Genomic DNA, 23,351 nt, shown 5'->3' on the forward strand with positions numbered 1-23,351 from the left:
CCTTTTGGATAAGCATTCATGACGTTAGCCCTTACCTACGCACTGTTCGCGTTGGTTGCCATCATAGCAAATATTGGCACACAAGCAGTCATCATGTATCTTTATAGCGGGAGCTTTCAGCTTGAGTTTTCCGTATTAGGTGGCACAGCCATTGGCTTGATTATAAAATACATACTCGACAAACAGTACATCTTTCATTTTAAAACCAAAAACTTAGCACACAATAACAAAACATTTTTACTTTATACCTTCACGGGTATTTTCACGACGCTGATTTTCTGGGGATTTGAATTCGGCTTTCACTACCTGTTTCAGAATGATTTGCTACGGTATGTGGGCGGTATTATTGGCTTACTTATTGGTTATATCATCAAATATAGGCTAGACAAAAAACATGTCTTTATCTAAGCAAACGAGACAGTCAACCGCAATGTTAACTAGGTTATCCGGTTGGGGGCGTTATCCACAGTATCAAAGTAATATTTTCACACCTATTTCCCTCACAACGTGCCAATCACACCTCGCCACGCACACCATGCCACTAATTGCTCACGGCATGGGGCGTAGTTATGGGGATAGCGCGTTAGCCGAATACGTCATCAACACCCAAGAACTCGACTGCCTGCTAGACTTTGACACACATAGCGGTCAGCTAACCTGCCATGCGGGCGTGAGCCTAGCAGCATTGCTGGCGGTGTTTGTTCCCAAAGGCTGGTTCTTACCCGTAACGCCGGGTACACAATTCGTCAGTATCGGCGGTGCAATTGCCAGTGATGTTCACGGTAAAAATCATCATCAACATGGCTGTTTTAGTGAATACATCGTAAGCCTTGAATTATTGTTGGGTGATGGCAGTCGCCTACGCTGCTCGCGCAGCGAACATCCCGAATTGTTTCATGCCACGTGTGGTGGCATGGGATTAACTGGGCTAATTATAAACGCAACGTTGCAATTAACGGCGATTCACAGCGCCTATATTAACCAAATCACCTATAAAGCTGCCAATCTTGAAGAAGTGCTAGCACTTTTTGCCGAACATCACGCAGCAACTTACTCGGTTGCTTGGATTGATTGCCTCGCCAATAATGAGGCGTTAGGTCGCTCGCTGTTAATGCTAGGAGAACATGCACCGGAAGGAGAACTGCATACCAGACACCGCAGCAAGCTTAGTATTCCTATGGAGATGCCCAAGCAATTGCTTAATCACTATTCAATTCGAGCGTTTAATACATTTTACTACCAACGTATTCGCCAACAACAAAGCACACAATGTATTCATTATGAACCTTTCTTTTATCCATTAGATGGTATTCTTCACTGGAATCGGTTGTATGGGCGCAATGGCTTCATCCAATACCAGTTTGTCATTCCCCAAGCGGCGGGCATGGAAGGCTTACGCACTATCCTAAAACGTATTGCCCGTTCAGGTCGTGGCTCTTTCCTTGCTGTACTCAAAGCATTTGGAAAAGCCAATGCCAATTTGCTCTCGTTTCCTATCGAAGGATACACCTTGGCATTGGATTTTAAATTAGCCCCCGGTTTACTGGAACTATTGCATGAATTGGATGCAATGGTATTGGATTTTGGCGGACGGCTCTATTTAGCGAAGGATGCTCGTATGCATGAAACCACCTTCAAACGCAGTTACCCCCAGTGGGAAAGGTTTCAAGCAGTGCGTGAACAATATGGCGCTATCGGACATTTCGCATCCCTGCAATCACAACGTCTAGGACTAAACTAATGCAAAAAATCCTTATTATTGGGGCAACATCTGCCATTGCCAAAGCGACTGCACGTTGCTTTGCTGAGCGTGGCGACCAGCTCTATTTGTTAGCACGGGATCAAGAACGATTGAGTGATTTAGCTAACGATCTGCGCATACGGGGCGCAAATACAGTCGCTTATGCCAAGTTTGATACAGCGGCGATTGAGCAATACCCAAGCCTATTGGATAAAGCCATTGCTGAACTCGATGGTTTGGATGTGGTATTAATTGCACACGGCACACTCAGTGATCAAACTGCTTGCGAACGTAGTATTGAGCTAACACTGCAAGAATTAAATACTAATGCTATCAGTGTTATTGGCTTACTCACGCTACTAGCCAATTATTTTGAGCAACGCAAGCAAGGTTGTATTGCGGTGATCAGTTCAGTGGCGGGTGACAGGGGGCGTCAATCCAATTACATTTACGGAACTGCCAAAGGTGCAATTACCATTTTTATGCAAGGTTTACGTAACCGCCTAGCTAAAAGTAATATACAAGTACTGACAATCAAACCCGGTTTCGTGAATACACCGATGACCGCTGCTTTTAAGAAGGGAGCGTTATGGGCGGAACCTGAAGCAATTGCGACAGGTATTGTGACAGCTATTAGCAAACAGAAAGACATTGTTTATCTGCCTTTTTGGTGGCGCTATATAATGCTGATTATTCGCACTATTCCCGAACATATTTTTAAACGTTTATCGCTATGAAGCATAACCCACCTAATTTGGCTCTCCAAATCTGACAGTTAGAGAATTAGCGCGAATCCCATCCCGGCAAATGTTTCGCTATGTTTTCAGCAAACACGTACATTCTGTAATCGCCGAATGCAAGCTCACGAGTAGGCTTCACAGCATACGACGCTAGATGTCCCCAATCAATTGCGGTAGCTTCTTGCTGTGAGAGGAGCAGAAAGGTTTCACCTTGCCAAGCACTAGGGCGAAACCAACGCTTAGACGACAAAAGATGCATTGGCTTAGGAATACCCTCATCAATAAGAATTTGTCTGACTAGCACATTTTCATTACTTAAAACGCTAATCACCCCCGCATTCCAGTATGTACCGTAGCCATACTTTAAATTCTGCTCTGCCAGAAACTCGATCAATGCAGTGTGTTGACTAGTGTATTGTTTAGATGTATTCCAATTAGTATTTGAATATGGATCTGATGCAACATATGTCGGATAGGCACTAGTCGCAAATATCACCGATATAAAGGCAACAGAAACAGTAAACAAGTCTGGTTTTTTTAAGTTAAACGGTTGTACGAGTACAATAACCATCACTAAAACAAGAGAAGGCACAAGATAGCGCGAACTCTGAATGCTATCATTCATATCCGGCACGGTAGTTGTCACTTGAAAGAAAAAAGCCCCCAAAAATGCAATTAGGGTAAATAGTCCTAAAAAAGCCAACCCGTTTTTTTGCTGCAATGCTCGAAAAATCGCAATCGGTATTAACCCCAACAAAACCAACGCAGCGATTAGGCGAATCGCCTCATAAAAACCTGTAGCGCTAACCACGGGAGTACCAGCCATTGGTAATCCACCAAATATGGCAAAATACCCCCGTAAAGCCAATGCGAAATTTCTAAGCATCAAATCATAGGAGAGCCAATGCGCATTTCCTGCTCCCGACACATTATTGACACCAGATAGTGTCTGTAAATGTATCAACGTGCCAATGACAATGCCTGTAAAAACAATACTCATTAGAAGCCTAACACCAGATTGCTGGTAATCTGTATTTGAATCACGCCCCCTGAGCCAAAATATCAAAGCCGCCACCAGCAGTGGAATGCCATACGAAACCAATCCACGCTGCGGATTTGACCAAAAAGCAAGCGAGATAACCACAAACAGCGCCACACCCCATAGCCATTTTCTGCCTTGAGGTGCTTCGATAAATCGCCAAGAAAAGTACACACAATAACAAGAAAAATACACGATCGTGCCGTAAGCAACTTGACCAAATAAGTTTTCTGCCATAAGCCCAGAAATGCCTGCCGTGACTATTGCAACGACTAACAATCGATGCGCCATGCTGAGAGCCATTATGCTCGTCAACAACCATATACCGGACAGAATCAACATCGACGACACTAATCCAGATAGAGCATGTGCCGTATACCCTGCTGGCAGAAAGGTCAACAAGGGAATAACAAAAGTGTGACCAAATAAAACAAACAGGTCTTTATTGACGTAATTCCAATCGCTCGGAAAATAATCCCCCACCAAAATAATTTCCCTAGCGAGAAGCACCTTGATAGCACTATCAGAATGAAAGTATGCCTGATAACCTACAAATAAATACCAGCAAAGAAAGCCAATATTAATCAGCAGCAGCACCAGCGCAGCAGATGTTAGCATTTTCCTATGCATGACTACACATTTCCGACTACAAACGCCTTTAACTGCGCGGCACTTTCAGCCCACGTCAACCACGAAATACCCGCAGATTGTGGGGCAGAATCGGCTTGCCACAAGGTTAACCATTGCTGGATTGCATCCGCTAACGCCTGCGGCTCTTTACCCTGAAAATAAAAGGCATGTTCACCCGCAATTTCACGAAATACCGGTAAGTCCCGCGCAATAATCGGTAAACCATGCTGTGCCGCTTCAATCAAGGGCAAGCCAAACCCTTCCCCTTCCGCTGCTGCCAGTAATACTGTGCAATGTTCATAGAGTTTCAGTAGCATTTCATCACTGATACCCGCAAACCAGAACAAACGTTTACCTAATTCGGGATGAGATTTGATTTTTGCCTGTAATGCCCCTGTTTTCCAACCTGCTTGACCCACAATCACTAGCGTTATCTCAACATCTTTACGCCATAATTGCTCAAAAGCTGACAATGTTTGCTGATAGCCCTTTCGAGATTCCACCGTACTCACCATTAATACTGCTCTGGTATTCTTCAGTATATTGAGAATCTCCACATAATTAGCGGGCAAACCAACTGAAGGAAGGCTGTGGTTTATATCTGCACCCATATGGAAATGCCCAATATGCACTTTATCAGAACGGTTCAGTACCTGACCATCACACCAGGTTTTTAATTCATCTGCCACAGTAGCTGAAATGCATAACAAACCATTGGCAATCTTGGTGACACTTCTCAACCAATTATTATAATGAAACACCACATCATTATTAAAATGTTCTGGCATCGATACTGGCAGCATGTCATACACCACCCAATAAATCTTTACTCCACGCACTCGCTGTAAAGATAACACCGGCTCCATTAATGGTAAGTTATGTAACACAAGATCCAAGCCTAAAAAAACATCGCCCGATTTAAACGCAACAGCTTCATCCATTAATGGGATATTTTTTAATCCGAGAAGATGCCCAGTTAGATTTCGCGCATAAGAATACGCTTTACCCTGCGCATAAACAGGCTCAACACGATAACCCGATGGCGGGTTAAGTAAAAGTTCTCTAAGAATTGCTTTGGTCACTCGATGTACACCAGAACCAAAATCTTTCCACTGCAAGGATGAGACATCTACCAACAGACTCTTTTGATCGTCTGAAAATTGCCGATTAAGAATAAATTCTGTCGCTGCTGCCATATCTTGATCATTTAGTGGCGCAACAGCAGGTACAGTCTCAACTGCCTCGATGACTGGATCACCACAGGAATCTACCACCTGAGTAGATTCCAATAATGATTGACGCTGCTCCTCATTCAGCAACACCAATAAACGCTTCATCAATACAGAGCCAGTATCTTGCCCTGAATTAGAAACATCTACCCCAGAAATACCCAGCAAATCGTCGGCGAGTGGTCTAATACTGTTAAGCCACTGCTGGTATTGGGACACCATTTCACTATCAAAACATTCAGGCAATGCCTCATATACTACCCAATATAATTTTATTCCACGGACGCGTTGAAGCTGTAAAACATCTGTCATCTGCGGCATCGAATGGAGAGCAGAATCTAATCCCAGAAAAATATCGCCTCGTTTGAATTCTACCGCTTCATCGGGTAATGACAGATCGTCAAATCCTAATAACTGACAAGTAAACCTTCGTGCGTAACGGTATTGCCCCACATCCGCGTAAATAGGTTCGACACGATAACCAGCAGGTGGATTCAACAGCATCTCAGATAGAATCGCTTGTGTTGATGGGTTTACGTGCGTTTTAGAATCACGTTTCACCCCATTCGACACATCCACAAACCATGTTTTCTGCCCTTGGGTAAATTGACGATTGGCAACGATACTGTTCGCTAGCTGAATGAAATCCTGATCAGAGAGTGATGGATTCAAACAAATATTTTGAATATCCTGCACCAAATGGTCTTCCTGAAGGCGCGGATCAGTCAGATAAAAACGCTCAAGGGCATCACGATACATAACACCCACGCTAGTAGGCGCGTGATGCTGCTGCAAATAAGCTCGACCTGCTTCAGCAAACGTTCGCCGTACTGTCTCATCCCCAAACATCAACTCCAGCGCTGCCCCCAACTCATCGTCAGCGAAGTCGGCGGTTAATTTTATTGCCAATCCATCGGGGATTTCCGTCGCCGAACCGTAGGCATTGAAAATGGTGGGTAAACCACTTGCCAAGCAATCCAAAATAGCCGCAGAGGTTTCTCCGCGTGTATCAGTACGCAATTGTACCGCCACATCCGCTGCTGCCAGCCAGTTGTCGTAATCTTCCTGCGCGGCAAAGCCGGTAATCTGAATCCGCTCTTTGGCATGAGCTGAACGAATAATTTGCTGAATCGCCGGGGCATATTCCTTGCCACCCAACTCACCAACAAACACCAGTTTACAGCGAGAATCATGAGATAACGGGCTTGCCAACCATGCATTCAGCAGCCGTTGGTTCTGCTTACTAGGGGCTAACATCCCAAACGAACAGATAATCATGTCATCAGCACTGACACCCAGTTGACGACGAGCTTCCGCACGACTGTTATGCCGTTTAGGGGCACGCACCAGCGGGATCACCTGCCAGTGCTCCGGGTAATCTTCCCCATACCATTGCTGCGCTAATTGTTTGGGAAAATGCGAGTGAACCACGACTCCACGTGCACTCTCCAAAACCCGTAGGTTGGCTGGATAAGTATTCATCACGCAATCATAATCAGCATTCACCAACAGGTGCAGTGCAGCGTAACCGTGTGACGCATACAATGCCCGCATCAAGGTACCTGCCTTGTACCCCGTCACATCCATGTGACCTTTGACATTGACCAGATAAAAATCATGCAGGGTAATCACCCCTGGAAATGCCTGTAACAACTCAAACATGTGCTGGTGAAATGCACTATTGCCCACCTGATACAAACACCGCTCATATCGCCGATGATTTTCCTTAAACCACGCCACCGAACGTACCGGAAAATTCGCCTGAATCCACGCATCTTCGATCACCGGCTGATCCGTGACCACTTCAATCTCGTAATAACGCGCTAACTCTGGCAACAACATGGCACTATACGCTGCAATCCCCGTCTTTTCCGGTGGCAGCGGGGAGATGAATGCCAAACGCGGGCGTTTAGCCGCAACAGCCACAGGGACAAGCACCCTGGCTGCGGCTTGTTGCTGCGCATGGTGCGCCTCAAACGCATCCAATGCTGTGCGAGCAGACTTATCCCACGAAAACTTTTGCGCTTGCGCCAAACCGTGTTCACGCAAAGCATTGTAAAAGCCCTGATCCTGCAACGCTTGCGCCATCTTAGCGGTAATGGATGCCGTATTGTGCGGGTCAAACAAAGCATCAGCGCACCCCATAATCTCTGGAATGCTGGAACAGTTAGACCCAATGGCAGGCAAACCGCACGCCATCGCTTCCAATACAGGTAATCCGAAACCTTCACGTTTGGAGGGGAACACAAACAGCTTCGCCATATTGTACAGCGCAATCAGATCTTCATCCGGCACAAACCCGGTAAACACCACATCAGCACCTTGCAACCCGTGCTGCTGCGCCAATACCTGAAATTGTTGCCGATCTCGCTCATTGACTTTACAAACCACCACCAATTGATACTGCTGACGCAATGCCAATGGTAACTTAGCAAAAGCTTCCACCAACCCTTCAATATTTTTGCGGTGATCAATTCCCCCCGTATACATAACGAAGGGTTTGCTTAAACCGTAACGCTGGCTGATCGCTTGACGCTGTTCTGGCTTTAAATCCAACACCTGAAAATCAGCCGTCATCGCCCCCGACAAGTTGATCACCTTATATTCTTCGATCCCCAGAAACTCAAACGCTTCCTGCCGGGAATGCTCAGAAATGGAGAGCAACAACGCCGCATTGCGCAGCGATTGCAGCTTACGGTAATACCAATGCTGCGTTGCTTCGTTAGCCAAATAAATATTGGCATACGCCAGTGGGATCAAATCATACAGCGTCACCGCCGAACGACTGGCAATTTCCCCACTATGCACCGATGCCACTGCATCATCCCCAAGCCCCTCGAACAAGCTGGAAACGTGAATAATGTCGGGGCGCAGGCTGGCTAAAAAATCTTCTCGCACTCGTTCTGCTGCCCGAATGCGCCAAGCATTTTCAGGCAGACATTCCGCGAGTCTACTTGGCACACTAAACACATGAATATGTTCTGCTGGGATATAAGCCGAAAATTCCGCTTTGACATCCGCCAAGGTATTGGCGAAATTCGCATTCAGAGCGAGATGGATCTCATGTGTCCCCGTCTGTTTCACCATCGCCTGCGCCAAGGCAAACGAATAGCGTCCAATCCCACGCTCACGACTTCCTGTTGATTGACAAGCCTGTAAATCTAAAATAATCCGCATAATATTCCGCCGCTATCTAACCTTAGCCATTGCAGGCTTTAGGTGTTGCTTTTCATCTTGGTATAGAGGGTATTCGCCGCACTCCCGATTTGGGAAGGGCTTAACGTTTGCCTATCCGGCACATGGTGGGAGCGCAACAGCATCCGTGCCAATCGCTTGTGTATGCTTGGAAAACGCTGAATCAGTTTTTTAACAAAGTGTGCAAATAGGGGATTGGTATCAGCAAAATATTTTGTTTTGCGCACCAGTTTTTTCAATAGACGTACAGCTAATCCTTTCAACTGATAGGTGGTACGACGCAGACGGCTTTCCGGTTTCAGACTAATCCAAGCACTGCCGCCCTTAACAACTTTACGCAACAATGGCTTGCCATGATCGGCCAGCAAACGTAAAGGCTTGGTGATACGCCATGCAGTTCCAGCATACACGCCCATCAGCTCTTGCTGTATCGACGTTTTCTCACGTACAAGCGCAATATGTTGTTGCTGCATCTGCTCATGCTGCTGGTGCAAGTGCTGATACGCTAGTGCTTGTTGCTGTGTTTCTTGCTGTGCTTGTTGTACATCATGAGCCAACCGTTCCTGCAAATGCGCAATCATGTCACGGAGAATGACTTCACGGTATGGCATGAAATCATCCAGTACATTGGGAGGTGCGATGAACACCTCGCGCAAATGTCCGACTTCCTGCGCTACATAAAAGCGATTCAGCCCATCAAAATACACAAAATCATAACGTTTGCCAGTAATCAGCATCTCCCACTCCGCATAACGGACTTCAGTGGAATTCGGCAACGTGGCTTCGACCAGAATGATTTGCGGGCGGTAACGCTCAAGATCGATGCTTCTAATAACTGCTGTCTCCACGCCTTCCACATCAATTTTCAGGAAATGGATAGTATTAGGCGCGTATTGCTTGCATACAGCATCCAACGTAACAGCCGGAACACTACATTCCGACAGTTTGAATCCCTCCTGCCGATGACGTTCTGCAATCTCAGGATCAGCCGTCGCCAGACCAGTATCTGGCACGTCATACAGAATCAGCGAATCAGCCGTATCGGAAATAGCAACATTCAAGTTGATGTCAGCTACCCTAGATTCAGCCAACATAGCGAACCACTGCGCCACAGGCTCGATATTGATACCACGCCAGCCACGTTCGTAAAATAAGTAAGTGACCGAATCCGCTACCGGCGCATTCGCTCCCACATCAATAAAAAAGCCCTTATCCACAGCATGGAAAGCACGCCATAACATCACATCTTCATAATTCTGGGCATACGACACAAATTTCATGCGCGTTGAATCTCCAATCCTGGCAACATCCAGTTACACCCCTCAAAATAAGCATGGTTCATATTCGCCACCTCGAATACCAGCGCCAAATCACGCCATTCGTAATTGTTAACTAGGTGGGTATCGGTACTCACCAAAGCAGTGGAAATCGAATAGCTCCCATTCCCCAAATTCGCCGAGAAGCGAAAGGAATAAGTGATCAATTCCCCAACCTCTACGTTATCCAACGGGCATTGCAACGCATCGGTATTTATCCCAAAAATAGGGCATCCGAGCCGATCTCTAATCATATAACCCAATATCAAACGAGGAATGGGTGCATGAACCTGCACCACAATCCGCAACTCAACCGCTGCACCAACGGACACGATCTCAAGCGGCTTACCGGCTGAATCGGTTAGCGTGATCTCAACCACTCTCGCTTCGCCTGTTCCCGACACTGTACGAGTTTTTCCCATATCGGTCTGTTCTTGGCGAATCGTTCCTTGCCCCTCTTTCTCACCGATCATGGCGTTATAAAAATCCACCACATCGTTCGGTTCACCTTGCTTCAGTAACCTACCCTTTTCCAGCAAGACAGCGCGGTCACATACCGAACGCACCAAGTTATGGTCATGTGTCACCAACAATAACGTCGTGCCTTGTTGCTGAAATTCACGGATACGGTTGAAACTCTTATGCTGAAAATACGCATCGCCCACCGACAATGCCTCATCCACGATCAAAATATCGGGGCGAAACGCTGTTGCCACCGCAAACGCCACACGCATCTGCATCCCGCTCGAATAAGTGCGCACAGGTTCATTGAAATACGCACCGATTTCCGCAAATGCCTCGATCTCCGCCATCTGCGCCAGTACCATTTCATGGGAAAAGCCCATCAGCCCCGCTGTGTGCAAAACATTGTCCCGCCCGCTTAACTCTGGGCTAAACCCCATCCCCAATTCCAAAATCGCCGAGACTCGCCCATTCACCCAGACATTGCCAGTAGTTGGAAACTGTGTGCCCGTGATCAACTTGAGCAGAGTACTTTTACCCGCGCCATTCTGCCCGACAATCCCCACAGCTTCACCTTGACGAACACTGAAACTGACATCTTGCAGCACCCACTGTTCTGACGACGGTGGGATGTGACCACCAAACCAGTTAAACACCCGCTGCCATTCCGAAGCGTAATGCCGATAAGCCTTACCGACCTGCTGCACATCTAACACGTTCATAGCATGTCCACCATTTCCGGGCTGGCCTTGCGGAACAGGATTATCGCCATCAATGACAACAACACTGCCAACACCCCGATCACGATAACTCCCCCCAGAGCGGGAGGCTGATTAAATACCAACACTTGATGGTAAGCCTCGACCACCGAATACATAGGATTCAGCACCAACCATTGGCGGTAGTTTTCCGGGATAATGCTCGACATATACACAATTGGGGTAAACCAAAACAAAAATTGCAACACAATTGGCACTACCTGCCCAATGTCACGCATAAACACATTCAGCACACCGAGAATCAGCCCTAAGCCTAACCCAAACCCCAATGTCACCAATATCAACAGCGGCAACCACAAAATTTGCACACCGGGGACATGCCCTAACAGCAAAAAAATAAAAAGAATAGCCAATAATAACAAAATGTTATTTAACAATGCCCCCCCTGCTACGATGATCGGCAAACTAATTCGTGGAAAAGAAATCTTTTTCAGTAAGTTACCATGATCAATAAACAACGTAAGGGAACGCTGTATCACCTCAGCAAATAGATTCCAAGCCAACGTACCTGCCAGCAGGTAAATCGCATACGCATACGGATTGTCGATCCCCGGCAGTTTGCTAGCCAACACATGCGAGAGAATAAAAGCAAAAATCGCCACCTGCATCAACGGCTGAAGAATGCCCCACAAACCGCCCAAGCTGCTACGGATAAAACGCACCCGAAACTCATTGAGGATGGACGAAATAATAAAATGCTGGAAACCCCACGCTGCCAGCAACATACCTTTCATATCGACTCTCCGCTCAACATCCAATCCAACGTGGACTCGAACGGATACGGCTTAATGCCCACCCACGCATCCAACTTGGCGTGATTACCGACCTGTAACAGGCATTCTTTACGGATCAAATCAACCTTCTGATTAAGCTGAATCTCATGCCCAGTTTTTTGCTGCAAATAATCCAAAATGTAGCGAATCGTCACCGCCCGACCGGAACACAGATTCACAACGCCTTCGTATTCACTGTCTAACAACGCACGATAGACTTGAGCCACCCAACGCACGTCAGAAAAATCTCGCGCCACATCAATATTCCCCAGCTCAATGGCTGGCAAACGCTGTTTAAAATGGCTGACTAACTTTGGCACGAGGAAACGCCCCGCCTGACCATAGCCGGTGTAATTAAACGGACGGGTAATAATGATCGACAAATCATCTCGATAGTTTTCAGCAACACACTCCATCGCGTACTTGCTAACGGCGTAGTGACTGCGCGGTGCGACTGGAAAGTCTTCATCCAGCGGCTCACCATTGCCAAAACCGTACACATGCGAGGTACTCACTAAAATCACTTTCTGCAAATTCTCACGAATCTCCATGCAGGCTTTCAGCAAGTTTTCACTGCCAATCAAATGGACTTGATAAATGTTGATGTCTTTGCCATCCAACGTAAAGCTTATACCCGCCAGATGCACCACATGAGTAGGATTGACACTTGTGACTTCAGCCGTCAGCGCATCCAAATCGCGGATATCTGCTTGTAATCCGTAGACCTCATGCCCCAGTTGCCGCAGCAGTTCAACCAAATAATGCCCAGTAAAACCTTGCGCACCAGTGACCAACACCCGTTTTATCATTTAACAATACCTAGCGGTTATATTTTAGCGGATTGTTTCGCAGCAATCCAAAAAGTGACTGGCAGATACCTGCCAACTAAATTGATTTGCTCGTGCCACACCTAATGCCTTCAAAGCAAGCCGTAGGTCATCATCAAGCAGTAAAGTGCGCAAGCTATCAGCAATATCATCAACACTCAAGGGGTTAACTAATATCGCAGCCCCCCCCGCCACCTCTGGCAGTGAACTGCTATTCGAAGTCAACACTGGCACGCCGTTTGTCATTGCTTCCAACACCGGCATCCCGAAACCTTCAAACAAGGATACATAAGCAAACACACCAGCGGCTTGATACAGCCCTGTCATGTCGGCATCCGGCACATAACCTATCCAACGCACATGACTTTCCTGTGCTAAGGTCGCTGCCAAGGTTTGCGTTAGCCAGCCTGAATCTCCCACTAATAACAGTGGCCATGCTGCTTGTAGTGCAGGCTCTAATTGTTTATATGCCTCAAGCAAACGGGCGACATTCTTGCGTGGCTCTAACGTACCCACGGAAAGAATAAATTGAGGCGGCAATGCATACCTTTCACGTACACCTTCTCGCACGACGCTATCAGCGGCAGCAGGTGAGACCACGAAAACAGGCGGTAGTTTTACTGTTTTACCCAATGTGGCGTATAAATCCTCACGGGTTGCTTCGGATATCACCGCTACCGCGCTGGCACGCACCATCACACCGGGCAGATGTGCTTTTAAAAACTTGACCCGATCGGCTGGATGAAACTCAGGGTAATGCAGATGGGAAAAATCATAGACAGTGACGATACTTTTTAAACCGTGCAATCGTGGCAAGGTGTAATTCCCGCCCCAGAATACATAATCGTGGTAACGCGCCCATTCCAGCTTGAGGCGTAGGGCTTGGACTGCACCACGGATTTGGCGCAAGTAAGGGATGTGGCGTAGCAAAAAAACCCCTCCTAACCTCCCCTTATCAGGGGAGGGACAAGAGGTGGCGTTGGAAAACAGCAAACTCATTAGCTCGTCACGCTGATAAAAACGCCAGCCACTGACGCCGACAACATCCTCTACTCGCGCATCATTCAACAATTCCCGCAACAAGTAAAAAATGTAATTCCCTACCCCCGTTCGGCGGCGCAGCAACGGCTGTATATCCACCAGCAATTTGATTCCCATACCGTCCTACTGCGTATACTTCTGCATCGCCGCAGGCACGTAATTTTCCAACGGCAAACTGCCCCGATTCAGCCCCAGCTTGGTCATTTGCAGGTTCTGAATGCGCTTATCCACAAACGATAATGACTGTCGCCGCATTAAAAACGTGTACGGCTGATCGTCCACCATAATCCGCTCGGCTTGTTGCCACAACGGCATCCGCTCCGCCTCATTGACGGTTGCGCGTGCTTGATCAATCAGCTTATCCAGCTCAGGATTTTTATAGCTAATGCTGTTATCGCCATCGGTTTTCGCTTGGGTACTGTGGAACATCTGAAAAATGTCGGTTTCAATCCCACTCGTCCAGCCCAAGGTGATCGCGTCGAAATCTTTTTTGTTCAACGCTTCCAACATCACCGGCCATTCTTGTGGGAATGGCTCTAATTTCACCCCTGCTCGCGCATACAAATCCTTCAGCAACAACACCATGCGCTTGGTGTCTTCATTCGCTTCAAAGTAAGTCAGCTTGAATTCAAACGGCTTACCCGCCTGATCCTCCAGCAAACCATCGCCATTGCGGTCTTCATAACCCACTTCCTTCAGCAGTGCCTGCGCTTTTTCCAGATTGAATTCCCACGGCTGCAAGCTGGTGTTGTGCTGCTTACTGGTATTGCTGAACGGGCTAACCGCTGGCTCGGCGTAACCGAGGAAAATATCCTGAATCACCCGCGACACATCGGTCAAATGCGACATGGCTTGGCGCACCCGTTTATCCGCAAAGCGCGTGGGCTTACCGCCGCGCTCCTGATTCCAGCCAATGTAGCTGTATCCTGCCACTGGCGGCATGTATTCAAAGTTATGGCTCTTATCCATAATTTGCGCGTCATTTTTCAAACTGGCGTATTCATTCGGGCGAGCGCTATACGCATCAATTTGCCCATTGCGGTAGGTAGTCAAACGCGCACTGTCATTCTGAATGATTTTCCATAACACACGGTTAAACGGCGGCTGCACATCGCCCCAATAACGTTCGTTACGCACCAACTCCACACTCCCCGCATCCGGTCGCCAGCCCTTCGGGTCGCTCATGCGATAAGGGCCACTGCCCAGTAATAAACCTTTGGATTCATTGAACTCTTGCGGCTTTTGCAAATACGGCTCGTAAAAATGCTTCGGCAAAATGCTCAAGCCGCCCGCCAAATCAAACGCCTCGAAGTATGGCTCTTTGTAAACAAACACCACTTCGTATTTGCCATTCGTTTTGACTTCTTTGATTTTATCGAGGTAAGCGCGTTGACGCGGCGCTTGAATCGCCTCGGTCATAATAAATTGGAAGCTGAACACCAGATCGTCCGCCGTCAGCGGCACACCATCGGAAAATGTCACGTCATCGCGCATCTGAAAGGTAATCGTTAAACCGTCGGGGCTAACTTGCCAGCTTTTTGCGATCAAACCCTCCCATGCCAGTGTATCGGGATTGCGCGTCACCAAACTTTCCAGCACGTAACCTTGCACTTCCGACGCATACGCATCGCCGGAAACCAGCGGTGTCAACGTTTTAAGGTTAGTGCCAAACGCCTCCACCGACCAATCGCCTTGCGCATAATCCGGCTGTTGTGTCATGGCGTGAGCGCGTTGGAAAGCGGGGGAAATGCCGGATGCCTCACCCGCTGCGGCACTTTGTTGACGCACCGCGCCACTGGCTAAAGCTGCCCGCAATTCACGAATGTCTTTCGCTTGTTCCGTCATGGTGGCTTGCACGTCGCCCAATTTTAGCCATTGCCGATCAATCTGGTACATGGTCAACAGCATCAACACGATGACCAGGGTGATCAGCACATACAACAAGCCGTTGGTGGCACTCGATCGTTTTTGCATACGCTTGTTCATTTACTGCATAATTCAGGGGATTACAGCATAACATTAACGCAACAGGAGTTCACATGGGTTTTCTGACCGGCAAACGCGCATTGATTACCGGGGTCGCCAGCGACCGTTCCATCGCCTATGGCATTGCACAAGCCATGCACCGCGAAGGCGCGGAACTGGCGTTCACTTACCAAAACGATAAATTGAAAGGTCGCGTGGAAAAATTCGCGGCGCAATTCGGTTCCAGCATCGTGATTCCCTGCGAAGTGGCGGAAGATGCCAGCATTGAAGCCGCCTTCCAACAATTGGCTACCCATTGGGATGGCTTGGATATTGTGGTGCATTCCATCGCATTCGCTCCAAAAGAGCAGTTATCGGGCAGTATCGTGGATAACACTACCCGCGAAGGTTCAACCATTGCTCACGACATTAGTGCTTACAGCTTTTTAGCACTGGCACGTTACGCGAAGCCGATGATGGCGGGGCGCAATGGATCAATGTTAGCACTCAGCTATCTGGGTGCTGTCGCCGCTATCCCCAACTACAACGTGATGGGCATGGCGAAAGCGAGTCTGGAAGCGGGTGTGCGTTTCATGGCAGCCGATTTGGGGCCGCAAGGGATTCGCGTGAATGCGATTTCCGCAGGGCCTATCCGCACACTGGCAGCATCTGGTATCGCCGGTTTCCGCAAGATGTTGGATCATTTCGAGAAATACGCACCACTGCGCCGTAATGTGACCATTGAGGAAGTGGGCAATGCGGCGGCATTCCTGTGTTCTGATCTAGCGTCAGGGATTACGGGTGAAATCACCTATGTGGATGGCGGTTGGAATATCCTCGGCATGTCAGGGTTAGGCGAGGAATAATGACGGCGGGAAACACTTGAACCAAATGCTTTACTTATTCGACAGATAATCTATATTTTTGTCTACTATTGGTAAATTTGGAGTGTTCCCCATGCGTTTAACACCCTATCGCGGCTTATTGCGACATATTTATGTGTTATTGATAAGCAGCTTACTCATCAGCGCGTGTGGTGGTGGGAGTAATTCCACCACAGCGGGACAAGCTAACCTCTCTGATAATGCGAGTGACCAAACCCCAATAATTACGCCCGTTCCCGCCCCCATCCCCCCACGCATTACCAACGCACGCGGTGCGTTGCTAAACGATGGTGAGTTACGTAAAACCAACAGCATTACCGACAGCACACAAGCCATCCGTGAAGCAGCGGATAGAACGCCTGACGTCATCCCGCTGTACGCTGTCAAACAATACCGCCTGACTTACCTGACACCGGATAAAGCAGGCAATCTCATTACCGCATCAGGCATTGTTGCCGTCCCCCAAAAACCAGCGGGCGTAAAAAGCCCGTTGCTCAGTTTTCAACACGGTACAATTTTTTACGACCGTGATGCACCCAGTAATGACACGGATGCGAAATCCCCCGTGAATATTTTAGCGTCACTGGGTTATGTCGTGGTCGCGGCGGATTACGTCGGCTATGGCGCATCCTTAGGCAAGCCGCACCCGTATTTGCAACGTGAACCGTCAGCGAATGCCGTCATCGACTTTATTACGGCATCTCGGCAATGGCTGGCAGAACAACGACTCCCCCTGAATGACCAACTGTTTCTCACCGGGTATTCCGAAGGCGGTTACGTCACCCTCGCTACACAACAAGCACTGGAAGCAGCGGGTGTGCCGATTACTGCCAGTGTTGCTGGCGCTGGCCCGTATGACTTGCGCTATACACTCGACACGTTGCTGAATACCAGAGCCGTGTTAGCGGCACTTGGTGACGTATTGGGTGATAAATTAGGCTTAAGCCGCCCGGCACTGGCGGCACGTACCGAAAGCCGGATCGATGAATTGCGCGTCGACACCTTGATGTACTTCCTGATCCCACGCGATAGCGAAGCGAAATTCGACAAACAATTCCTACTCGAATGGATGGCAGATGATTATGCCGCACTCGCCCGCAACAGCGTTCATGACTGGCAAATTAAAACACCCACCCGTCTCACTCACGGGCGTGAGGATGAAGCTGTGCCCTTTGGTAATTCGCCACGTGCGCTGGATACCACGCGGGTACGCGGCACTCAAGACATCGACCTACTCGAATGCCTTGCCTCACCTTCCAATCACAGCGGCTGCATCAAACCGTATGCGTTGGAGATGACAAACTACTTCCGTACCTTTGCACGGGACTTGTAGAAAGGCATTTATCTTAGGAGGGAACTAGCGCATAATGCCCGGTTTCCTCCTCACTCTGAAGCCCCATGTCCCCAGAAACAAATACACTTCCCACGTTCGCCGAATTCGGTCTTGCTGCCCCCGTGCTACAAGCCGTCCTAGACCTCGGCTATGAAACCCCGTCAGCCATTCAAGCTGAAACCATCCCTTACCTGCTGGAAGGCCGCGATGTCCTCGGACAAGCGCAAACCGGCACCGGTAAAACTGCTGCATTCGCCCTACCCCTGCTCTCACGATTGGACATGAGCAAGACCGGGCCACAAATTCTCGTCCTCGCGCCGACCCGCGAACTGGCGATTCAAGTTGCCGAAGCGTTTCAGAAATACGCGGGTAAACTCCCCGGTTTCCACGTCATGCCGATTTACGGCGGACAAGATTACCGCACGCAATTCCGCCAACTCGAACGCGGCGTACAAGTCGTGGTCGGCACACCGGGTCGCGTCATGGATCACCTGCGCCGTGGTTCACTCAAACTTGACGGCTTACAAGCACTGGTGTTGGATGAAGCCGACGAAATGTTGCGCATGGGCTTCGTCGATGACATCGAATGGATCATGGAACAAACCCCGCCAACGCGCCAAATTGCGCTGTTCTCCGCGACCATGCCACCGGCGATTCACCGCATTGCGCAAAGCTATTTGACTGACCCCGCCGAAGTCAAAATCAAGGTAAAAACCACCACCGCCGACACCATCCGTCAGCGTTATTGGTTGGTCAGCGGCTTACACAAGCTCGACGCACTGACCCGCATCCTTGAAGCAGAACCGTTTGAGGCTGTTATCCTGTTCGTGCGCACCAAAAACGAAACCGTGGAATTGGCGGACAAACTGCAAGCACGCGGTTACAACGCCATCGCCCTCAACGGTGACATTGCGCAAAACGTGCGTGAACGCACCATCGACCAGTTGAAGAAAGGCAAAATCGACATCCTCGTCGCTACCGACGTTGCCGCACGCGGCTTGGATGTGGAACGCATCAGCCACGTTATCAACTACGACATTCCGACCGACACCGAATCCTACGTCCACCGCATCGGTCGTACCGGTCGTGCGGGTCGTAGCGGCGAAGCGATTTTGTTCGTATCCCCGCGTGAACGTCATTTGCTGCGTAACATCGAACGCGCCACCCGCAAACCGATTGACCTGATGGAATTACCCTCCACTGATGTCATCAACAATATGCGGATCGCCCAGTTCAGCCAACGCATCACCGACACGCTGGCAGAAGAAGGTTTGGATTTCTTCTCGCAATTGCTGGAAGGTTACGAGCGCGAACACAATGTACCTGCGATCGAAATTGCTGCGGCTCTTGCTAAAATGCTGCAAGGCGATTCGCCCTTGCTGCTGGAAGAACGTAAAAACCACCCTGCGTTCAACCCGAATGCCGAGCGTGAACGTGATCAAGACCGTCGCCCCGGCAAGCGCAAATCCAATGCTGCCAACTCCGCCTTCAGCAGCGACGACGACACCATTCCGATGGAACGTTTCCGCATTGCAGTGGGGCGTTCGCACGGGGTCAAACCGGGCAATATCGTCGGCGCGATTGCCAATGAAGCAGGCTTAGACAGCCGCTACATCGGTTACATCGAAATCCAAGACGATTGCAGCTTGGTCGATTTGCCCGCCGGAATGCCGAAAGACATTCTGCACGAATTGCGTACTGCACGGGTTGCCGGACAAATGTTGAATATCGAGCCAGCGGGTGAAGCGGCTGCGGATTATTCCCCCAACAAACCCAGTGGTGGCGGGCAACGCCGTGACCGTGGCGGTGATGATCGTCGCCCGCCGCAACGTCGTGATGGCCCACCACCACGCCGTGACGGTGGTGCAGGTCGTGGCGGTGATCGCCCTGATCGTCGCCCCCGCAGCGAAAAAGAACGCGCCCCGTTTGCGGGTGGTGACAAGCCGCGCTTTGCCGATGAAAAACCCAAGTTCGGGGCGGATAAACCCCGTTTTGCTGATGAAAAACCTAAATTCGGCGGTGACAAACCACCCGCACGCAAACCTGCTGTCAAAAAAGCTGCGCCTAATAAAGACAAAGGTAAACCCAAGCGTCCGCCTGCGCCTTAAACCCGTGCCATGAAACGTTGCGCTTTCCTCAGCATGGCAAGTTTGGAGAAGTTCGTCTGCTACGACGAGCTTCTCTACGCTCCCCTGCAACGCTACGGCTGGCACGCTGAAACGGTGGATTGGCGTGATAACAGCATCGACTGGAACCAGTTTGATGCTGTTATTATCCGCTCTTGTTGGGATTATCAGAGTGATCCCGCACAATTTCTCACTGTCCTCGCCACCATTGAACGCTCCACTGCCAAACTCGACAATTCGCTGGAGGTGGTACGCTGGAATCTCAGCAAAACTTACCTACGCGACCTAGAAGCCAAAGGCATTCCGATTGTGCCGACCGCATGGTTTCATGGTTTGGATATAGCACCATTACTTTCCCTCTTCACTCACTGGCAAACGCCGGAAATCATTCTCAAACCTGTCATCAGCGCCTGTGCCGATGACACTTTTCGCTTAACACCAACCACCCTCACCCAACAATCTGCCACACTGATACGTCTGTTTCAGGAACGTGATTGCATGGTGCAACCGTTCATCCCCACCATCGTCACCGAGGGCGAGTATTCGCTGTTCTTTTTTGGGGATGAATACAGCCACACGATTTTGAAAACACCCAAATCGGGCGATTTTCGCGTACAAGAAGAACACGGTGGGCAATTGCAACGTGTCGAGCCAGAAGCACAGTTACTGGAACTGAGCCGCGCCGCACTTGCCGCGATCCCCGAACCGACGCTTTACGCGCGTGTTGACTGGGTACGTACCGGCAATGGCTTCGCGCTAATGGAATTGGAACTGATCGAACCGTCGCTGTATTTCAATATGGATGCCACATCCGCCGAGCGGTTTGCGCGGGTATTTGCTACCCCCCCTAACGCACCTTAAGGATTCACCGTCGGGGGCATTAGTGTCAGCGGAGCCGGAACTAAAATTTCAGTAGGCAACGACGGCGCTAATACCGTAACAGGCGCAGCAGGTAATGACGGCGCAACTACTGCAACAGGCGCAACCGGTAATGACGGCGCAACTACTGTAACAGGCGCAACCGGCAGTGATGGCGCTGCTACCGTCACAGGCGCAACCGGTAACGACGGCGCTGCTACCGTCACAGGCGCAACCGGCAATGATGGTGCTGCTACCGTCACAGGCGCAACCGGCAATGATGGCGCTGCTACCGTCACAGGCGCAACCGGTAACGACGGCGCGACTACTGTCACAGGTGCAACCGGCAATGACGGCGCTGCTGTCACTGACTCAGCAGGCAATGATGGTGCTGTTACTGTTACCGTCACAGGCGCAGCAGGCTGAGGTGCGGCACTAGGACTGGCAACGGCAACAGGAGCAGCGGCGACGGCATCATCAACCTTGGAAACAACAACATCAGGTTTATCAGGTTCTGGGAGTGATACGCTTGGGGTCTGTTGAGGCACAGGAACAGCCGGGGTTGCACTAACTGGCTGGAGCAACTGTGTATAACTGTTACTCACTTGATCGCTGAAAGAAGTTTTGCCATCGACGGAAGCGGCTGGATCATACTTACCCCAGTTAACAATGGGAGCGGGTGGTTCCGACACAACAACTGGCGGAGTCACTATAGGTTTTGCAGGATCAGCTACCGGTGGCGCAACAGGCGGCAAGGCGGTGCTAACCGGAACCGGTTCTGCTACCAGCGGCGCAACGGGCGGCAAGGCGGTGCTAACCGCAACAGGTTCTACTACCGGCGGCGCAACGGGCGGCAACGCAGTGCTAACCGTTACCTCTTTGGGGTTTACCGGAACCGGTTCTGCTACCGTTTCTACTTTAGATTTTTCTTCAGCAGACGGTTTAACTACAGGTGTCACAGTTACTACCGGTGTCACCGCAGGTTTTGCGGGCACGGCGGTAACGGCGGGGGTTGTTATCACTGCGGGCGTTACTGACACCTTCACCTTATCCGGGGCTGACGGCACAACGGAATTATTGCTGGACTGCACCAAACTTTGCGTAGGTTTGGTATTACTGGATGCTGACGTTGCTGGTGGTGGCATAGAACTCACCGTACTTACCGTCAAAGCAGAAGCCTTTGATTCAAGTGCAACGCTTGGCAACGCTTGGGTACGCTCCGGCGCAGTCACGGCAACAGACTCAATTTTGATCGGTGCTTGCGCCGTAGTAACGGTTTTCGCTGATGGATTAGGCTCAGCCTTAACCACGACGGTCGCAGGTGGCTTTTCAGTCACAGGTGCAGAAGAGGTATTGGCAACTGGCTGGTTGGCTTTTTCAACGGCTTTAGGTGCAGACACTTTTTCAACTACTGGCGACGTGGCAGCAGTGGCTGAAGACTCGGAAGCGGGAACCGATGTCGCTGCCACGCTGCTGCTATTGTCTTGCGGCTTAGTATTGTCTTGCGGCTTAGTATTGTCTTGCTGAGCCGTTGAGACAGCAGCAGTGGTCGCTTGCGAACTGTTGGGAGGTTCAGGCTCAGCGGGCTTTTCTGTTGATGCAGCTTGTTGAGATTTCTCCGGCTCGTTTGCAGCCTCTTTCGCTGACTCTTTTTCAGCTTCTTTTGCGGAAGCTTGAGGCGTTTCCGCTGGTTTTTCCGCCGGTGTTTCGCTGACAGGAATAGCCGTGACTGGCATCAAAATCGGTTTAGGTTCATTAGCCCGCACCACAAACGCTAGACCTCGCTGCCCTTCTGACAGGCGCTCACCTCCCGCACAAGCCCCCAAACCAGAACGCTGGCAACTACCGCCAAGTTTGGCAATGGAAATTTCGCCGGAAAGCACCGTGACCCACGTTTCGCCCTTGCTGACCTTGACACTATATTCGGTACCCAACACCGCAATCGCTGCCAGTGGTGAATTCATCCGGTAGCGCTCTTTAGCATCTTCACCACCGCGCCCTGTCGTGCTGGTTACTTCGCCATCCAGTAGCGTTTTACGAATTTCGGTTGCCTCTGCATCATCAGGGTCGTAACTGTATTTATTAAAGACAAAAACGGTATTAGCACCTAACTTTTCGACGCCGCCATCCACCATCAATAGGCTTACCCTGCTGCGCTCTTTGACCGTAATACGGCTACCGTCAGGAATTTCCATCTGCCTAGACAGTGGCAACACAGTACCATCAGCCGTCGTCATTTCGGCTTGACCCAACAAATAAGTGACTTTCCCAATCATACCCGCCGCTAATGTTGGCGACGTATCGGCTAAACTGACTTCAGCCGCCAGCAACGCCAACACACATATCAGGGACCATAGATTTCTTATACTGGTTTTCATCCATGCCTCTAAATAATGAAGACTCCGACCCTGAG

The 23,351-nt window shown here is 49.6% G+C and carries 16 protein-coding genes; 7 read left to right on the forward strand and 9 right to left on the reverse strand.

Translation table 11 applies throughout. From position 1 onward, the window contains the following. Positions 1–18 precede the first annotated feature (18 nt). From L2Y54_RS20815 to L2Y54_RS20825, 3 genes are read left to right on the forward strand one after another with little or no spacing between them, the layout of a single operon-like run. Positions 19–408, forward strand: coding sequence for a GtrA family protein (locus L2Y54_RS20815; RefSeq protein WP_236498778.1), 390 nt, complete (start codon positions 19–21; stop codon positions 406–408). Continuing rightward, entirely contained in the window at positions 395–1,741 is a 1,347-nt protein-coding gene (locus L2Y54_RS20820; RefSeq protein WP_236498780.1) for an FAD-binding oxidoreductase, read from the forward strand. Before L2Y54_RS20815 ends, L2Y54_RS20820 begins: the two co-directional genes overlap by 14 nt. Next, positions 1,741–2,478, forward strand: a complete 738-nt coding sequence (locus L2Y54_RS20825; protein WP_236498781.1) for an SDR family oxidoreductase — start codon at positions 1,741–1,743, stop codon at positions 2,476–2,478. Before L2Y54_RS20820 ends, L2Y54_RS20825 begins: the two co-directional genes overlap by 1 nt. 46 nt (positions 2,479–2,524) lie before the next feature. Here the strand turns inward: L2Y54_RS20825 and L2Y54_RS20830 are convergent, their stop codons facing one another. Genes L2Y54_RS20830 through L2Y54_RS20865 form a run of 8 tightly spaced genes read right to left on the reverse strand, consistent with a single transcriptional unit; the run spans position 2,525 to position 15,746 of the window. Continuing rightward, positions 2,525–4,138, reverse strand: coding sequence for a hypothetical protein (locus tag L2Y54_RS20830; protein ID WP_236498783.1), 1,614 nt, complete (start codon positions 4,136–4,138; stop codon positions 2,525–2,527). A gap of 14 nt (positions 4,139–4,152) precedes the next feature. Beyond that, complete coding sequence (locus L2Y54_RS20835; RefSeq protein WP_236498785.1) at positions 4,153–8,556, reverse strand: glycosyltransferase; 4,404 nt, start codon at positions 8,554–8,556, stop codon at positions 4,153–4,155. Between the two features lie 38 nt (positions 8,557–8,594). Next, positions 8,595–9,854: an FkbM family methyltransferase gene (locus L2Y54_RS20840; RefSeq protein ID WP_236498787.1), complete on the reverse strand. Its 1,260-nt coding sequence runs from the start codon at positions 9,852–9,854 to the stop codon at positions 8,595–8,597. After that, on the reverse strand, positions 9,851–11,074 hold the full coding sequence (locus tag L2Y54_RS20845; protein ID WP_236498788.1) for an ABC transporter ATP-binding protein: 1,224 nt from the start codon (positions 11,072–11,074) through the stop codon (positions 9,851–9,853). Before L2Y54_RS20845 ends, L2Y54_RS20840 begins: the two co-directional genes overlap by 4 nt. Continuing rightward, complete coding sequence (locus L2Y54_RS20850; RefSeq protein ID WP_236498790.1) at positions 11,071–11,865, reverse strand: ABC transporter permease; 795 nt, start codon at positions 11,863–11,865, stop codon at positions 11,071–11,073. Before L2Y54_RS20850 ends, L2Y54_RS20845 begins: the two co-directional genes overlap by 4 nt. Continuing rightward, on the reverse strand, positions 11,862–12,713 hold the full coding sequence (locus tag L2Y54_RS20855) for an NAD-dependent epimerase/dehydratase family protein (protein WP_236498792.1): 852 nt from the start codon (positions 12,711–12,713) through the stop codon (positions 11,862–11,864). The genes L2Y54_RS20850 and L2Y54_RS20855 overlap by 4 nt, the downstream gene beginning before the upstream one ends. A gap of 24 nt (positions 12,714–12,737) precedes the next feature. Next, positions 12,738–13,889 carry a glycosyltransferase family 4 protein gene (locus L2Y54_RS20860; protein ID WP_236498793.1) on the reverse strand — a complete coding sequence of 384 codons (1,152 nt, stop codon included), beginning with the start codon at positions 13,887–13,889 and terminating at the stop codon, positions 12,738–12,740. 6 nt (positions 13,890–13,895) lie between these two features. Then, a complete protein-coding gene (locus tag L2Y54_RS20865) occupies positions 13,896–15,746 on the reverse strand; it encodes a peptide-binding protein (RefSeq protein WP_236498795.1) in 1,851 nt (616 codons plus the stop codon). Positions 15,747–15,811: 65 nt separating this feature from the next. Between L2Y54_RS20865 and L2Y54_RS20870 the strand changes: the two genes are divergently transcribed. From L2Y54_RS20870 to L2Y54_RS20885, 4 genes are all read left to right on the forward strand, one after another. Beyond that, a complete protein-coding gene (locus L2Y54_RS20870; RefSeq protein WP_236498797.1) occupies positions 15,812–16,603 on the forward strand; it encodes an enoyl-ACP reductase FabI in 792 nt (263 codons plus the stop codon). A 91-nt stretch (positions 16,604–16,694) separates the two neighbouring features. Further along, the gene (locus L2Y54_RS20875) at positions 16,695–17,954 is read left to right on the forward strand and encodes an alpha/beta hydrolase family protein (protein ID WP_236498799.1); all 1,260 of its coding nucleotides are present in this window, start codon (positions 16,695–16,697) and stop codon (positions 17,952–17,954) included. Positions 17,955–18,019: 65 nt separating this feature from the next. Further along, complete coding sequence (locus tag L2Y54_RS20880; RefSeq protein ID WP_236498800.1) at positions 18,020–20,062, forward strand: DEAD/DEAH box helicase; 2,043 nt, start codon at positions 18,020–18,022, stop codon at positions 20,060–20,062. Positions 20,063–20,071: 9 nt separating this feature from the next. After that, the gene (locus tag L2Y54_RS20885) at positions 20,072–20,941 is read left to right on the forward strand and encodes an ATP-grasp domain-containing protein (protein ID WP_236498802.1); all 870 of its coding nucleotides are present in this window, start codon (positions 20,072–20,074) and stop codon (positions 20,939–20,941) included. On the opposite strand, the gene L2Y54_RS20890 is transcribed toward L2Y54_RS20885, so the two are convergent. After that, positions 20,938–23,277 (reverse strand): FecR family protein, encoded by a 2,340-nt coding sequence (locus tag L2Y54_RS20890; protein WP_236498804.1) that lies wholly within the window; start codon positions 23,275–23,277, stop codon positions 20,938–20,940. The genes L2Y54_RS20885 and L2Y54_RS20890 overlap by 4 nt on opposite strands. Positions 23,278–23,351 lie beyond the last annotated feature (74 nt).

Source organism: Thiothrix winogradskyi, from assembly GCF_021650935.1.
Classification (GTDB): domain Bacteria; phylum Pseudomonadota; class Gammaproteobacteria; order Thiotrichales; family Thiotrichaceae; genus Thiothrix; species Thiothrix winogradskyi.

What these genes read in the sequence shown, in the direction of transcription:
- L2Y54_RS20860 (WP_236498793.1), bottom strand. Translation starts at nt 13,889, where the DNA reads ATGGGAATCAAATTGCTGGTGGATATACAGCCGTTGCTGCGCCGCCGA.
- L2Y54_RS20835 (WP_236498785.1), bottom strand. Translation starts at nt 8,556, where the DNA reads ATGCGGATTATTTTAGATTTACAGGCTTGTCAATCAACAGGAAGTCGT.
- L2Y54_RS20865 (WP_236498795.1), bottom strand. Translation starts at nt 15,746, where the DNA reads ATGCAAAAACGATCGAGTGCCACCAACGGCTTGTTGTATGTGCTGATC.
- L2Y54_RS20845 (WP_236498788.1), bottom strand. Translation starts at nt 11,074, where the DNA reads ATGAACGTGTTAGATGTGCAGCAGGTCGGTAAGGCTTATCGGCATTAC.
- L2Y54_RS20850 (WP_236498790.1), bottom strand. Translation starts at nt 11,865, where the DNA reads ATGAAAGGTATGTTGCTGGCAGCGTGGGGTTTCCAGCATTTTATTATT.
- L2Y54_RS20870 (WP_236498797.1), top strand. Translation starts at nt 15,812, where the DNA reads ATGGGTTTTCTGACCGGCAAACGCGCATTGATTACCGGGGTCGCCAGC.
- L2Y54_RS20830 (WP_236498783.1), bottom strand. Translation starts at nt 4,138, where the DNA reads ATGCTAACATCTGCTGCGCTGGTGCTGCTGCTGATTAATATTGGCTTT.
- L2Y54_RS20815 (WP_236498778.1), top strand. Translation starts at nt 19, where the DNA reads ATGACGTTAGCCCTTACCTACGCACTGTTCGCGTTGGTTGCCATCATA.
- L2Y54_RS20855 (WP_236498792.1), bottom strand. Translation starts at nt 12,713, where the DNA reads ATGATAAAACGGGTGTTGGTCACTGGTGCGCAAGGTTTTACTGGGCAT.
- L2Y54_RS20840 (WP_236498787.1), bottom strand. Translation starts at nt 9,854, where the DNA reads ATGAAATTTGTGTCGTATGCCCAGAATTATGAAGATGTGATGTTATGG.
- L2Y54_RS20825 (WP_236498781.1), top strand. Translation starts at nt 1,741, where the DNA reads ATGCAAAAAATCCTTATTATTGGGGCAACATCTGCCATTGCCAAAGCG.
- L2Y54_RS20885 (WP_236498802.1), top strand. Translation starts at nt 20,072, where the DNA reads ATGAAACGTTGCGCTTTCCTCAGCATGGCAAGTTTGGAGAAGTTCGTC.
- L2Y54_RS20875 (WP_236498799.1), top strand. Translation starts at nt 16,695, where the DNA reads ATGCGTTTAACACCCTATCGCGGCTTATTGCGACATATTTATGTGTTA.
- L2Y54_RS20880 (WP_236498800.1), top strand. Translation starts at nt 18,020, where the DNA reads ATGTCCCCAGAAACAAATACACTTCCCACGTTCGCCGAATTCGGTCTT.
- L2Y54_RS20820 (WP_236498780.1), top strand. Translation starts at nt 395, where the DNA reads ATGTCTTTATCTAAGCAAACGAGACAGTCAACCGCAATGTTAACTAGG.